The sequence below is a fragment of the Polymorphospora sp. NPDC050346 genome (genome assembly GCF_040655695.1).
In the GTDB taxonomy this organism is placed as follows: domain Bacteria; phylum Actinomycetota; class Actinomycetes; order Mycobacteriales; family Micromonosporaceae; genus Polymorphospora; species Polymorphospora lycopeni.
Genome location: NZ_JBFAKM010000006.1, coordinates 147,452 through 160,773 on the forward strand (window position 1 = coordinate 147,452; position 13,322 = coordinate 160,773).

The 13,322-nt window shown below is 72.1% G+C and carries 11 protein-coding genes and 1 riboswitch; of the genes, 5 read left to right on the forward strand and 6 right to left on the reverse strand.

Annotated features, from left to right (window positions below):
• Positions 1-65: 65 nt before the first annotated feature.
• A riboswitch (SAM riboswitch) is annotated at positions 66-205 on the forward strand.
• Positions 206-214: 9 nt separating this feature from the next.
• Both thrC and AB0I42_RS08690 read left to right on the forward strand, forming a co-directional pair.
• Complete coding sequence (gene thrC / locus AB0I42_RS08685) at positions 215-1,507, forward strand: threonine synthase (protein ID WP_357535467.1); 1,293 nt, start codon at positions 215-217, stop codon at positions 1,505-1,507.
• A gap of 263 nt (positions 1,508-1,770) precedes the next feature.
• The gene (locus tag AB0I42_RS08690; RefSeq protein ID WP_357535469.1) at positions 1,771-2,790 is read left to right on the forward strand and encodes a GNAT family N-acetyltransferase; all 1,020 of its coding nucleotides are present in this window, start codon (positions 1,771-1,773) and stop codon (positions 2,788-2,790) included.
• A gap of 44 nt (positions 2,791-2,834) precedes the next feature.
• Here AB0I42_RS08690 and AB0I42_RS08695 read toward each other — a convergent pair whose 3' ends face one another.
• Complete coding sequence (locus AB0I42_RS08695) at positions 2,835-3,299, reverse strand: hypothetical protein (protein WP_357535470.1); 465 nt, start codon at positions 3,297-3,299, stop codon at positions 2,835-2,837.
• 65 nt (positions 3,300-3,364) lie between these two features.
• On the opposite strand from AB0I42_RS08695, the gene paaN reads away from it, so the two are divergent.
• Complete coding sequence (gene paaN / locus AB0I42_RS08700; protein ID WP_357535472.1) at positions 3,365-5,038, forward strand: phenylacetic acid degradation protein PaaN; 1,674 nt, start codon at positions 3,365-3,367, stop codon at positions 5,036-5,038.
• A 96-nt stretch (positions 5,039-5,134) separates the two neighbouring features.
• Here paaN and AB0I42_RS08705 read toward each other — a convergent pair whose 3' ends face one another.
• Positions 5,135-5,653: a GNAT family N-acetyltransferase gene (locus tag AB0I42_RS08705; RefSeq protein WP_357535475.1), complete on the reverse strand. Its 519-nt coding sequence runs from the start codon at positions 5,651-5,653 to the stop codon at positions 5,135-5,137.
• Positions 5,654-5,704: 51 nt separating this feature from the next.
• The gene (locus AB0I42_RS08710) at positions 5,705-6,640 is read right to left on the reverse strand and encodes a serine hydrolase (RefSeq protein ID WP_357535476.1); all 936 of its coding nucleotides are present in this window, start codon (positions 6,638-6,640) and stop codon (positions 5,705-5,707) included.
• Between the two features lie 253 nt (positions 6,641-6,893).
• On the opposite strand from AB0I42_RS08710, the gene AB0I42_RS08715 reads away from it, so the two are divergent.
• Positions 6,894-7,097: a cold-shock protein gene (locus AB0I42_RS08715; RefSeq protein ID WP_357535477.1), complete on the forward strand. Its 204-nt coding sequence runs from the start codon at positions 6,894-6,896 to the stop codon at positions 7,095-7,097.
• Between the two features lie 702 nt (positions 7,098-7,799).
• Positions 7,800-9,422, forward strand: coding sequence for a chaperonin GroEL (gene groL / locus AB0I42_RS08720; protein ID WP_357535479.1), 1,623 nt, complete (start codon positions 7,800-7,802; stop codon positions 9,420-9,422).
• Positions 9,423-9,503: 81 nt separating this feature from the next.
• Here groL and AB0I42_RS08725 read toward each other — a convergent pair whose 3' ends face one another.
• The 3 genes from AB0I42_RS08725 to AB0I42_RS08735 all read right to left on the reverse strand — a co-directional run bounded on the left by AB0I42_RS08725 (position 9,504) and on the right by AB0I42_RS08735 (position 13,273).
• Complete coding sequence (locus AB0I42_RS08725; RefSeq protein WP_357535699.1) at positions 9,504-9,734, reverse strand: hypothetical protein; 231 nt, start codon at positions 9,732-9,734, stop codon at positions 9,504-9,506.
• 117 nt (positions 9,735-9,851) lie between these two features.
• Positions 9,852-10,805 carry a GNAT family N-acetyltransferase gene (locus AB0I42_RS08730; RefSeq protein ID WP_357535481.1) on the reverse strand — a complete coding sequence of 318 codons (954 nt, stop codon included), beginning with the start codon at positions 10,803-10,805 and terminating at the stop codon, positions 9,852-9,854.
• Positions 10,806-10,816: 11 nt separating this feature from the next.
• Entirely contained in the window at positions 10,817-13,273 is a 2,457-nt protein-coding gene (locus tag AB0I42_RS08735; protein ID WP_357535483.1) for a S8 family serine peptidase, read from the reverse strand.
• Positions 13,274-13,322 lie beyond the last annotated feature (49 nt).

Consider the following 13,322-nt stretch of genomic DNA (forward strand, 5'->3'; position numbering starts at 1 on the left):
CACAACCTGGGAATCAGCGGTGGTCAACCGCGATCACGCCCGTAGACTCGGGTGCACAACTGAATACCTCATCCAGAGGGGCTGAGGGATACGGCCCGTTGACGCCCCGGCAACCACCCCGCACGACCGACTCATCGCCGAGTCGCGGGGGGCAGGTGCCAAATCCGTCCCCGCCGCGCGGTGCGGTGCAGGGGAAAGATGAGAGGACCCTCAGATGACGTCGATCATCGACGAAACCGCTGGCGCCGCCACCTCTACCTCCAGCCCGGCCCGGTCCCTGGTCTGTCGCGGCTGCGGTGCCGGATACCCGCTGGCCGCCCAGCACGCCTGCTTCGCCTGTTTCGGCCCGCTGGAGGTCGCCTACGACCAGGCCGCGCTGGCCCGGGTCACCCGGGCCGACATCGAGGCCGGCCCGAACAACATGTGGCGGTACGCCGCCCTGCTGCCGGCCGGCCAGGACCCGGCCACCCGGGTGACGCTCGACCCCGGCATGACCCCGCTGGTCGCCGCCCCCGGCCTCGCCGCCGAGCTGGGCATCAGCGCACCGCTGTGGGTCAAGGACGACAGCGGCAACCCGACCCACTCGTTCAAGGACCGGGTGGTGTCGGTGGCCCTGACCGCCGCCCGCGAACTCGGCTTCACCCGCTTCGCCTGCGCCTCCACCGGCAACCTCGCCAACTCGGTCGCCGCGCACGCCGCCCGCGCCGGCGTACCGTCGATCGTCTTCATCCCCGGTGACCTGGAGCCAGGCAAGATCATCACAACCGCCGTGTACGGCGGCGACCTGGTCGCCATCGACGGGTCGTACGACGACGTCAACCGGCTCTGTGGCGAACTGGTCGAGACCGACGAGTTCGAGGACACCGCCTTCGTCAACGTCAACGTCCGGCCCTACTACGCCGAGGGCTCCAAGACCCTCGGCTACGAGGTGGCCGAGCAGCTCGGCTGGCGCATCCCGGCCCAGGTGGTCATCCCGATGGCCAGCGGCGAACTGCTCACCAAGGTCGACAAGGCGTTCAGCGAACTGGTCGAGATCGGGCTCGTCGAGGCGCCGGCCGGCGGCTGGCGGGTCTTCGGCGCCCAGTCGACCGGCTGCAACCCGATCGCCACCGCCCTGCACGCCGGCACCGACACGATCAGCCCGGTCAAGCCGACCGGCATCGCCAAGTCGCTCAACATCGGCGACCCGGCCGCCGGGGCGTACGCGATCGAGGCGGTACGGCGTACCGGCGGCTGGATGGACCACGCCGACGACGACGAGATCCGCGACGGGATCCGGCTGCTGGCCCGCACGACCGGCGTCTTCGCCGAGACGGCCGGCGGCACCACGGTGGCCGTGCTGAAGAAGCTGGTCGACAGCGGCCGGCTCGACCCCGCGGCGGAGACGGTCGTCTACAACACCGGCGAGGGTCTCAAGACCCTCGACGCGATCGCCGGGCTGGTCGGCCCGACGCACCGGGTCAAGCCGTCGCTGCGGGCGGCCCGGGAGGCCGGCCTGCTCGGCTGAGCGCCCGCTGTCAGGCCGGTCACCCGCCGGGGTGACCGGCCTGCGCGGCCGGTAACCGGGGTTTTGCCGTCCGTGGAGAAAACCTGGCCCGACAGACTTGACGACCGCCTCGCGAAGACGCAAGATGCTCCGTGCGGGAGGGCGTAGCGCCGTAGACTTTTGAAGCTCTAACGACCCAGCGCCGGAGGCGTTGTGCGCACGTCCTCCCGACCAAAGAAGAAATTCGGTCGCGGGCACCCCGACCAGGCGGCACTCTCGGTCCCATGGACATCGCCGTCACCGCCTTCACCCCCGCCGACAGCGCCGCCGTGGAGCGAGCCTTCGAAATCCAGACGGCGGTCGTCACCGCCGACATCCCGGGTTTTCCGACACCCGTTCAACGCGACTTCTACGTCGGGATGAAACATCCGCGGACCGGGTACACCTTCGAGCGCTATCTCGCGCACGTCGACGGCAACCCGGTCGGCTATCTCGAGATGACGATGCCGCAGCTCGACAACACCGACAACGTCACGGTCGAGTTGCAGGTGCTGCCCGACTACCGGCGGCGTGGGGTGGGCCGGGCCCTGCATGCCCGGGCCGTCGAGCGGGCCCGGGCGCTCGGCCGTAAGCGGCTGATGACCATGGCCGTCGCCACGCTGCCCGGCGGCCCGGTGCGCGACGAGGCCGGCAACCGGTTCGCCGCCGCGATGGGCGCCGAGTCGGTGCTCGTCGAGGTGCGCCGGCGGCTCGACGTGACCTCGGTCGACCAGCCCCGGCTGGACGCGATGCTGACCGAGGCGTGGAAACACGCCGACGGCTACGAGCCCGTCCGCTGGGTGGGGGCCACCCCGGAGGACCTCATCGACGACGTCGCCTACCTCGACGGTCGGCTGGTCGAGGACGCGCCGATGGGCGACCTGGAATGGGAGCCGGAGAAGGTCGACGCGGACCGGATCCGCAAGGTGGACCAGAACCACGAGTTGCGTGGCCGGCGCATGTACCACTCCGGTCTGCGGCACGTGGCGAGCGGTCGGCTGGCGGCCTGGACCGAGATCACGCTCGCCGACGGCAACGAGTGGCACGCCTTCCAGCAGATCACCATCGTTGAGCCGGCCCACCGGGGCCACCGGCTCGGCACCATCGTCAAGATCGACAATCTGCGTCAGGTCCTGGCGAACGAACCCGACCTGAAGGTCATCGACACCTGGAACGCGGCGGCCAACGACCACATGATCTCGATCAACGAGGCGATCGGGTTCCGCGCCGTCGACACCTGGAACAACTGGCAGCAGGCGGTCTGACCCGGCCATCCACCGGCGGGTACGGGTGCACGCGTACCCGCCGGTCAGCGCGGCGGGCGGCGGGTGAACGTCGTGTGGACCCGGACCGCCCACGGCCGCAGCGGCAACTCCCGGTAGCCGCCCGCCGAAAGCCCGGCCCGCCGCTCGAAGACGTTGCGGCAGCCGTACGAACCGGTCAGCGTGTACGACCATCCGCACGCCACCAGGTAGGCCGGCAGGAACAACGGGCCGAGCAGCGCGTACTGCCCGACGTGCCGGACCTCGTGCGCGAACAGTTCGGCCCGGCGCGGATCGAGCAGCCACCCGGCCGGCCGCCGCGTCACGACCACCGACCCGACCGTGAAGCACGGCTGCGCCGGCACCGGCAGCCGGTAGCCGCCGGCGACGAACACCCCGTCCGGCCCGCGCTCGCGGGTGGCCCCGCCCAGCGCGGCCACCACCAGCCCGGCCAGCGTCGAGCCGTTCAGCCAGTTGACGGCCGTACGCAACGACGACCAGCGCCCGCCCATGACAAGAGGATGCGCCGGAATCACGCCCTACGACACCCACGGTCGGCTACGGCATGATGGCTGACATGACGGAGACCCCGCATCCCATGTACACCGCGCACGCCGACACCCTCGCCCGCGCGCTCACCGCGATCGCCGAGCGCGGCTACTGGTCGGCCTATCCCGAGTCACCCAGCCCCCGGGTGTACGGCGAGAACGCCGCCGCGCAGGGTGAGGCGGCGTTCCGGGCCCTGCTCGGCAACCGGTACCCGCTCGACCAGCCCGGCACCGTCGACTGGGTGGCCACCGAGGCCAGCCCGTTCGGTGTCGACCTCGGCGTCAGCTATCCGCACGGCGACGTCGACACTCTGGTCGCCGCCGCGCGGGCCGCGCTGCCGGCCTGGCGCGACGCCGGAGCGCAGACCCGGGTCGGCGTCTGTGCCGAGATCCTCGCCCGGCTGCACGCCAACGTCTTCGAACTCGCCAACGCGGTCCAGTTCACCAGCGGCCAGGCGTTCGTGATGGCGTTCCAGGCCGGCGGCGCGCACGCCCTCGACCGTGCCCTCGAAGCGCTCGCCTACGCGTACGCCGAGATGACCCGGCACCCGGGCACCGCGGAGTGGGAGAAGCCCGCCGGCAAGGGCGACCCGCTGCGGATGAGCAAGACCTTCCACGTCGTACCCCGCGGGGTGGCGCTGGTCATCGGCTGCAACACCTTCCCGACCTGGAACTCGTACCCCGGGCTCTTCGCCTCGCTGGCCACCGGCAACCCGGTGATCGTCAAGCCGCACCCGGGCGCGGTGCTGCCGCTGGCCATCACCGTCCGGATCGCCCGCGAGGTGCTCGCCGAGGCCGGCTTCGACCCCAACCTGGTGCTGCTCGCCGTCGAGGCCCCCGGCGAGAGGATCGCGTCCACGCTGGCGCTGCGCCCGGAGGTCCGGATCGTCGACTTCACCGGCTCCACCGAGTACGGCGACTGGCTGGAGGCCAACGCCCGGCAGGCGACCGTCTACACCGAGAAGGCCGGCGTCAACACCGTCGTGGTCGACTCGACCGACGACTTCGCCGGGCTGTGCCGCAACCTCGGGTTCTCGCTGACCCTCTACAGCGGACAGATGTGCACCACCCCGCAGAACATCCTGGTGCCGGCCGGCGGCATCAGCACCGACCAGGGCCACAAGACCTTCGACGAGGTCGCCGCCGGGATCGCCGGAGCGGTCGGCAAGCTCACCGCCGACCCGGCCCGCGCCGTCGAGTTCACCGGCGCCATCGTCAACGCCGGGGTGCTGGCCCGGCTCGCCGAGGTCAGCGGTGACGTCGTACTGGAGTCGCGGACGGTCGACCACCCGACGCACCCCGACGCGGTGGTCCGTACGCCGACGATCGTGAAGCTGCCGGCCGACGCCGTCGACACGTACGGCCGGGAGTGGTTCGGGCCGATCTCGTTCGTCATCGCCACCGACTCGACCGCGCAGAGCCTCGACATCTTCCGCGAGACGGTCGGCCGCAACGGCGCGCTGACGGCGGCGGTCTACTCGTCCGACGAGAAGGTGCTCGACGCGGCCGAGGAGGCGGCGGTGGAGGCCGGCGTGCACCTGTCGTGCAACCTGACCGGTCAGGTCTTCGTCAACCAGTCCGCGGCGTTCTCCGACTTCCACGCCAGCGGGGCCAACCCGGCGGCGAACGCGGCCCTCACCGACGGGGCGTACGTCGCCGGCCGGTTCCGCATCGTCCAGTCGCGCCGCCACCTCCCCGCCTGACACCTCTCGTGATCCCCGTGATCAGGGACCAGGACGCGCGTGTCGTCGGCGTGCCGAGGCGCGTACTCCCTGATCACGGGGATCATGGGCGGACGCCTAGGCGGAGCGGCGCATCTGCAGTTCGGTGAGCACCGGGATGGTCGGGTGCGGCACCCGAACCCCGGTGTCGACGAAGCCCAGCCGCTCGTACGCGCGTACCGCCCGGTCGTTGCCGACCACGACCTCGAGCATCAACTCGGGCCGGCCGGCCATCCGCGACCACCGCGCGACGCTGTCCAGCAGCGCCCCCAGTACCCCGCTGCCCCGGTGTTCCGGCGTGACGTAGACCGCGTAGACGACGGTGAGGGTCGGCTCGTCCGGCGAGACGACGCCGCCGGCGTGCGCCACGAAACGCCCGTCCACCTCGGCGACGAACTGGGCGACGTCGTCGCCGGCCGAGACCCGGGCGACCCGGGCGGCGAACTCGGCGTGCGGCCGCGCCGCCGCCTCGGCCAGCGTCTCCAGGAAGGCCAGGGGCGTGTCGGCCAGCATCTCGAGCCGCATCGCCCGCATCCGCGCCGTGTCGGACGGGCGGAGCCGGCGTACGGCGGTCGGTGGGGCGGTCACGTCGGTCATGGTGGCATGCTCGGCGCCGGTACGGCCCGGCGGCAACCCGATTCGCCCCGGTCAGGGCGCGTTGGGGGGCGGGGCCGCCCGGACCCGCCCGACCAGCAGTTGCCCGCCGACGTCGCGGCACAGTCCGGTGCCGTACTCGAAACCCAGCCGGCCGGGATAGCGGGCGAGGGCGGCCACGACCCAGTCCGGGCCGATCGCGAGGCAGGCGATGTGCCACAGGCCGTCCTCGTCGCGCAGCAGCCAGCCGTTCTTGATCGCGACCTGCGGGGCGAGGTCGGCGGGCAGCGCGGCCCGGATCCCGAAGTCACCCACCCCGCGTACCCGCCGCATCTCGTCGAGCAGCCACGGCGTCCACCGGTCGCCGGCCGCGCGGCCGTCGGCGAGGCAGAGCCCGATCCGTACGGTGTCCCGCGCCGAGACGACCGTGTTGCTCCAGGCGTCGTGGTAGGGCGCCGAGTCGGTCAGCCCACAGGTCTCCACCAGCCGCTCGATCGACCGGCGGCGCCCGAGGACCGCGAAGAGGTCCTGTGCCGCCGCGTTGTCGCTGTCGCGGATCATCCGGGTCAGCGCGTCCAGCCGGGCCTCCGTCGGGGTCTCGCCGGGCGGTATCCGCCGCAGGTAGTCGGCGGCGAGCCAGGCTTTCACCATCGACATCGTGTCGCTTGGCGCGGTGTGGTTGGCGGACCCGGTGATCCGGCCGGAGCGGCGGTCGAGGAAGGCCCAGGACAGGAACCCTTCGACGGGCACCCGCACCGCGTCCGGGGACGGCGGGCCGGGGTCGGGGGTGGCGGTCGCGCCGGCCGCGGGTTCGTCGCCCGCGGCGGGGTCCGGGCCGCGTACGAGGGCGGCCGGGGCGGGGTCGGCCGCACCGTGCCGGATCACCTCGTGGACCACCTCCGCCCCGATGAGCCCGGCGGCGAGCAGGAGTACGACGAACAGGTGGTACCGCCGGCGCCGCCGGTGCCGACGTAGCCGGTGACGTGCCATCGGTTGGCTGGTTTCGGGGTGACCCACGTTGGTTAAACGAGCAACCCATTCCAGCGACGCCGTCGTGCATAAGATCGCATTCACCGTGTCCTTTTTGGGGTAGTGCACGGCAGAGATACCTCGTGTAGCGTGCGATTTCGGCCGCCATGTTCGACGGGACCGACATGGATCACGATTCCAGGTCCTCTCCGGGCGTACGTCCCGGGCCGGGAGGAGTGAAAGGCCAGGCAGCATCGAAGTGAGGAAGTGCACCGTGGCACAGGGCACCGTGAAGTGGTTCAACAGCGAAAAGGGCTACGGCTTCATCGCGGTCGACGGGGGGCAGGACGTGTTCGTCCACTTCTCGGCGATCCAGATGGACGGCTACAAGGCACTTGACGACGGGCAGCGGGTGGAGTTCGAGATCGCCCAAGGTCAAAAGGGGCCGCAGGCCGAAAAAGTGCACCTCATCGCCTGACGGCAGAGATCGACCAAGGCGACCGGGAGGGGCCTCGGAAGAAACGTTCGGCGCCGGTTCTCCACAGCAGAGGGCCGGCGTCTTCGTTGTTCCCGAGGACGTCCTTTTCCTAACCGCTTCCCGGTGGGCAGGCACATGACGTGCCTCAATCGGTGTACGGCTCTCCGGCAGCTCCGGCTCGCCGGTTCGTTCTCGGCTTCCGGTGCCGGTCCCTCGAATGAGGGAGCCCTGTCCCTTGAATAGGGGAAAACATCCGACGTTCGCCGCCCGGGCGGGGTTTCCGGGCCCTGATCTGCGGGATCCGGGACGGGCTGTCGTCGCGCCGGGGTGTCGCGACGCCCGCTCCCGAGATCGATCGTTGAGTGTCTATCTGTCGCGGGCTGCCTGGTCGGCCTCGCGCGACGTGTGACGGGGCTGTCGCGGGCGGTCCCGGAAAAGCTCAACGAGCTTGCACTCGGCAGGGGGGAGTGCTAAACAGGTCATTGGCACTCGCGGACCGTGAGTGCCAATGGTCGGGGCGGTGGGGCCACCGGTGCGGACCCGGGAGACGGGGCTGTGGCGATGGCCGGTCGTCGCGGGCTATCCGGCCCGGCCAACGGACGTCACTGTCGCCAGGTAGTGACGTCCGAGGCTGCGTAGTCAGGCGGCACACCCGGGCCAACCGGCCCAGGTGGCCGTGAGTGTCCAGGAGGACAACGCCGTATGGCCAAGATCATTGCGTTCGACGAGGAGGCGCGCCGCGGCCTCGAGCGGGGCATGAACACCCTCGCCGACGCCGTAAAGGTGACGCTCGGCCCCAAGGGCCGCAACGTCGTGCTCGAGAAGAAGTGGGGCGCCCCCACCATCACCAACGATGGTGTGAGCATCGCCAAGGAGATCGAGCTCGAGGACCCGTACGAGAAGATCGGCGCCGAGCTGGTCAAGGAGGTCGCGAAGAAGACCGACGACGTGGCCGGCGACGGCACGACGACGGCGACCGTCCTGGCCCAGGCGCTGGTCCGCGAGGGCCTGCGTAACGTCGCGGCCGGCGCGAACCCGATCGCCCTCAAGCGGGGCATCGAGTCCGCGGTCGCCGCCGTGGCGGAGGAGCTGGCCAAGCTCGCCAAGGACGTCGAGACCAAGGAGCAGATCGCCTCCACCGCGTCGATCTCCGCCGGTGACAACACCGTCGGCGAGATCATCGCCGAGGCGATGGACAAGGTCGGCAAGGAAGGCGTCATCACCGTCGAGGAGAGCAACACCTTCGGGCTCGAGCTCGAGCTCACCGAGGGTATGCGCTTCGACAAGGGCTACATCTCGCCCTACTTCTGGACCGACCCGGAGCGTATGGAGGCCGTCCTCGACGACCCGTACATCCTGATCGTCGACGGCAAGATCTCGGCGGTGAAGGACCTGCTCCCGATCCTCGAGAAGATCATGCAGTCGGGCAAGCCGCTGCTGATCATCGCCGAGGACATCGAGGGCGAGGCCCTGGCCACCCTGATCGTCAACAAGGTGCGCGGCACCTTCAAGTCCGTCGCCGTCAAGGCCCCGGGCTTCGGCGACCGCCGCAAGGCGATGCTGAACGACATCGCGATCCTGACCGGTGGTCGGGTCATCAGCGAAGAGGTCGGCCTCAAGCTCGACGCCGTCACCATCGACCTGCTGGGCCACGCCCGCAAGGTGCAGGTGACCAAGGACGAGACCACCATCGTCGACGGTGCCGGTGACGCCGACCAGATCCAGGGCCGGGTCAACCAGATCCGCGCCGAGATCGAGAAGAGCGACTCCGACTACGACCGCGAGAAGCTGCAGGAGCGGCTGGCCAAGCTGGCCGGTGGCGTTGCGGTGATCAAGGTCGGCGCGGCCACCGAGGTCGAGCTGAAGGAGCGCAAGCACCGCATCGAGGACGCGGTCCGCAACGCGAAGGCCGCCGTCGAAGAGGGCATCGTCCCCGGTGGTGGCGTCGCGCTGGTCCAGGCCGGCAAGACCGCCTTCGACAAGCTGGACCTCGTCGGCGACGAGGCGACCGGTGCGCAGATCGTCAAGGTCGCGCTGGACGCCCCGCTGCGCCAGATCGCGGTCAACGCCGGCCTCGAGGGCGGCGTCGTGGTCGAGCGGGTCCGCAACATCGAGGCCGGCCACGGCCTCAACGCGGCCAGCGGCGAATACGTCGACCTGCTCAAGGCCGGCATCATCGACCCGGCCAAGGTGACCCGGTCGGCGCTGCAGAACGCCGCCTCGATCGCGGCGCTGTTCCTCACCACCGAGGCCGTGGTGGCGGACAAGCCGGAGAAGACCCCGGCCCCGGCGGGCGCGCCGGGCGGCGGGGAGATGGACTTCTGAGTCCGGACTCCACGTGACGAAGGGCGGGCCGCTCGCGCGGCCCGCCCTTCGGCGTCTGCGGCACCCGGCCGCTGACGGCGCCTAGCGCCGCTGGTTGCGTTGCTTCTGGCGCCGGGACGTGGGTTCCGGCGCCATCTGTCGGGGCGCGTCGACCAGCGCCAGCGGCTCGTCCGCCGGCGGATCGTCGTACTCCGCCAGTTCGGCCAGGTCACCGAAGTCGAGCCGGTCGACGGGCAGGTCCGGGGACCGGTCCGCCATCCGCGCCGAGGCCGGAACGTGGAGATCGTCCGTCGGGTCGTCGTCCTTGGTCATGACCTCCTCCTTCCCGGTCACCGTAAGGCGCGGCGGCCGGTGGCCGGGGACGAACGGCGCTACACCCGATACCTCCCATTTCGCTGGTCAGGTAGGGGGCGCGCCGTACGGCGACCGTCAGAGCTGCTTGCGGAAGAGGAAGAAGACCCGTTCGATCCAGGCCCCGGCGCTGCCGGCGTAGAACGGCACCGGGCCGACCCAGCCGATCTGGACCCGATCGTGTCCGGCCGCCCGCTGGTCGCGCAGGCAGCGGCGCAGCAGCACACCGCCGATGCCGAGCCCCTGCGTGTCCGGCGCGGTCCCCATCGGGCCGAACCAGGACGGCCGCGACGACCCGTACGCGGCGAAGCCGAGCAGTTCGCCGCTGTCGCGTACGGCGAGATGGCAGCCGCCGTCCGGGCGGTCGACCGAGTGGGCGAGTTCGCCGCCCCACGACCCGCCGAAGGTGGCCCGGGCGAAGGCGACCAGCGCCGGCACGTCGTCCTCGGTCGCCCGCCGTACCCGGATCCCGCGCTCGGCGAGGCGGGCCTCGGCCGGCCCGGTGTCCCGCAGCGCCGGCGAGCCGTCGTAGGACAGGTCGGCGGTCATGTTCCAGGCCGTCCGGTCCTGCTCGTAGCCGAGCGCCATCGCCGCGCAGATCGCCGGCGTGTACCGTACGTCGATTCCCGGCCAGGCGTAGTACGGCGGGTTGCCGGCCAGCAGGACCTCACCGGCGCCCAGTCCGGCGAGCGCGCCCTCGACCCGTGACAGCAGGGTGCGGCCGATGCCCCGGCGGCGGTCGGCGGGGTGGACCGCGATCAGGTCGACGTGGCCGACGGCGGGGTCGCGGTGGGCGATGGAGCCGAGCACGACGCCGACCGGTTCGCCGCCGGCGACCGCGACGAACCCGACGAGCTGCCGGCGGCCGTCCGTCCAGGTCGCGTCGCCGGGGGCGGTGGTCTCGCGGAGCCGGGTGACGATCTCGTTCGCCTCGGCCGAGTCCTCCGGCAGATCGAGCGCTTCGCCACAGAGTGCCACCACCTGGGGCAGATCGGTATCGGTCAGTTCGGCGACGGAGAACTCGAGATCCACGAGCGCCGAACCTACCGTGTCTGGCGGGCCCGCTCCACCGCGGCGTACGCGTCGACCAGACCGGCACCCTCGACGTTGGCGAGCTGCCCGCAGTCGCCCTCGCGCTGGCTCGCCGTCGGGGGCACGACCCCGGTGGCGGTGTCCAGCATGATCTGCCGGGTGGTGGCCAGGTCACCGATCAGGGCCGGGTTCGCCGACCACATCAGCGCCGCCACGCCGGCGACCTGCGGGGTGGCCATCGACGTGCCGGAGTTGCTGGTGTAGCCACCGCCGGGCATCGCCGACAGCACGTCGGCGCCCGGCGCCACCAGGTCGGGTTTCGCCGAACCGTCCGGGGCGGGGCCACGGCTGGAGAACTCGGTCACCCCGCGGTTCTTGTTCACCGCGCCGACGGTCAGCACGTCGGCGTACGGCGCGGGCGGATCGTCGATCGAGCCGCAGAACGGGCCGGTGTTGCCGGCGGCGGCGACGAAGAGGATGCCGGCGGCGGCGAAGGCGGCCGTCGCCTCCGCCAGGGCCGCGGTGTCGCACCCCTCCAGCGCCGGGCAGCCCCAGGAGTTGGTGAGGATGTGCGGCGCGCGGTCCGGCCGGCCGTCGGTGAACGGGTCGCCGCCGGCCGCGAACGGCGCCAGCATGAACTGCAGGCAGTCGAGGTAGCGGGCCGGGTTGCCCAGGTTGCGGTCGAGGTTGACGCAGCCGACCCACTGGGCGCCGGGGGCGACGCCGATGTTGTCGTGCCCGACGGCCGAACCGGCGGTGTGGGTGCCGTGCCCGCCCCGGTCGGTCGGGGTGCGGGTGTCGTTCCAGGGGTCGTACCAGGAGTCGTCGCCACCACGGAAGCCCGCGGCCAGCGCCGGGTGGCTGCCGTCCACACCGGAGTCGGACGAGCCGACGACGATGCCGGCCCCGTCGGTGTCCAGCTGCGACCAGACCCGGTCGGCACCGATCATCGTCAGGTGCCACGGCGGGGCCTGCGGTGCGGGCTCGGAGCCCCGGCCGGGTGGCGGCGCCGCCGGCAGCGGCCGGATCTCCTGGCTGAGCAGCACCCGGTCGACGTCGGCACGGCGCGAAAGCCAGGCCCGCACCGCCGGCCCGCCGTCCACCTCGATCGCGTTGACCAGGTAGTACGGCCGGTGCCACAGGCGGAACCGGTCGAGTTCCCGGCGCAGGTCACCCTGCGACCGGGTGGCGGTGTCGACGAGCCTCCGGTGCACCTCGCGCACCTTCGCGTCCCGCCCGGCCTGGCCGGGCCCGCCGGTGATGCCGGTCAGGTCGGCCTGCTCCTTCATCACCACGAAGAGGCGCTCGCCGTGCAGGCCCGGTTGGCCGAGGCCGACGTGGACGGCCGCGCCGGCGAGCACGACCGCGGTGGCGGTGACCACGCCGACCCACCGGTGCGGGGTCGCGGCGCGGGTACGGCCGAACGCGACCGCGTACGCGATCCCGACGACGAGCGCGAGAGCGGCCGAACTGCCGGCGGCCACCATGGTCCAGAACGGCACGTCCCGGTCGATCAGGACCAGCGAGATCTCCTCGGGGTCGACCAGGGCCAGTGGTCCGAGGACGGCGACGGCGACCAGCCAGCCGACCGGCGGACGGGGGCCGGCGTCGTCCGCCGGTCCGTAGCCGGCGGTCCCGCGCTCCGGCGTCGCCGCGACGGGACGCAGCGCGGCGAGGGCGAACCCGGTCGCCGGCAGCAGGAACAGGGCGGCGAGCTGGCTGCCGCTGTGCCCGACGGCGGCCCCGACCAGCAGCAGCGTCACACCGGCCACCAGCCCGCCCAGCAGGACCGGCCGTACGCCCCGGCCGGTCGGCCCACCGTACGTGGACCAGAAGCCGGCGTCGAGGATCGCGGCGGCCAGCCAGCCGGTCGCGGCGGCGGCGGTGACGGCGAGCAGCGTCTCGGTGAGCCCGCCGAGCGCCCCGACCCAGAGCCAGGGCAGCAGTACGGCGGCTCCGGCGGCGACCGCGAGCAGCACCGCCACCCCGGTCGGCCGTGATCGGCGTACCCGGCCCCGCGTGCTCCGGATCGCGACGGCGAGCAGGACCGCGCCGACGGTCAGCAGGGCCAGGTAGAGCTCGTTCTGCGCCTGCGGTACGGCCCGCAGCAGGCCGAGTACGGCCAGGACGATCGCGCCGCACAGCCAGGCCCGGCCGGCGGCCCGGACCGCCGCCGAGCGGGGTACGACCGCCAGCGGCGCCGCCACCGCGGAGATCAGTGCCGCGTCGACAAGGCTGGTCAGCGGCCACACCCAGACCGGTGCGGTCAGGCCGGCGACGATCGCCACCTGGTCGACCAGCCACCCGCTCACCTGCGCGACGGTGGTGATGCCGACCGCCCACAGCCCCACCGCGACCGCCGCGACGACCGCCCCGATCCCCGGGCCGGGCGGCGGGGGCGGTGGCGGGTACCCGGGCACCCATCCGGTCGACGGCGGTTCTCCAGAAGGCGGCGGACCCGGCTGCATGCCCAGACAGTACGTTGTCGCTGCATGCGGTTAACGTGGACACGTGCGT

Bases quoted from the DNA above. Each gene is read 5' to 3' on its own strand.
- AB0I42_RS08690 (WP_357535469.1), top strand. From the start codon at position 1,771: ATGGACATCGCCGTCACCGCCTTCACCCCCGCCGACAGCGCCGCCGTG.
- AB0I42_RS08705 (WP_357535475.1), bottom strand. From the start codon at position 5,653: ATGACCGACGTGACCGCCCCACCGACCGCCGTACGCCGGCTCCGCCCG.
- thrC (WP_357535467.1), top strand. From the start codon at position 215: ATGACGTCGATCATCGACGAAACCGCTGGCGCCGCCACCTCTACCTCC.
- AB0I42_RS08725 (WP_357535699.1), bottom strand. From the start codon at position 9,734: ATGACCAAGGACGACGACCCGACGGACGATCTCCACGTTCCGGCCTCG.
- paaN (WP_357535472.1), top strand. From the start codon at position 3,365: ATGACGGAGACCCCGCATCCCATGTACACCGCGCACGCCGACACCCTC.
- AB0I42_RS08735 (WP_357535483.1), bottom strand. From the start codon at position 13,273: ATGCAGCCGGGTCCGCCGCCTTCTGGAGAACCGCCGTCGACCGGATGG.
- AB0I42_RS08695 (WP_357535470.1), bottom strand. From the start codon at position 3,299: ATGGGCGGGCGCTGGTCGTCGTTGCGTACGGCCGTCAACTGGCTGAAC.
- groL (WP_357535479.1), top strand. From the start codon at position 7,800: ATGGCCAAGATCATTGCGTTCGACGAGGAGGCGCGCCGCGGCCTCGAG.
- AB0I42_RS08710 (WP_357535476.1), bottom strand. From the start codon at position 6,640: ATGGCACGTCACCGGCTACGTCGGCACCGGCGGCGCCGGCGGTACCAC.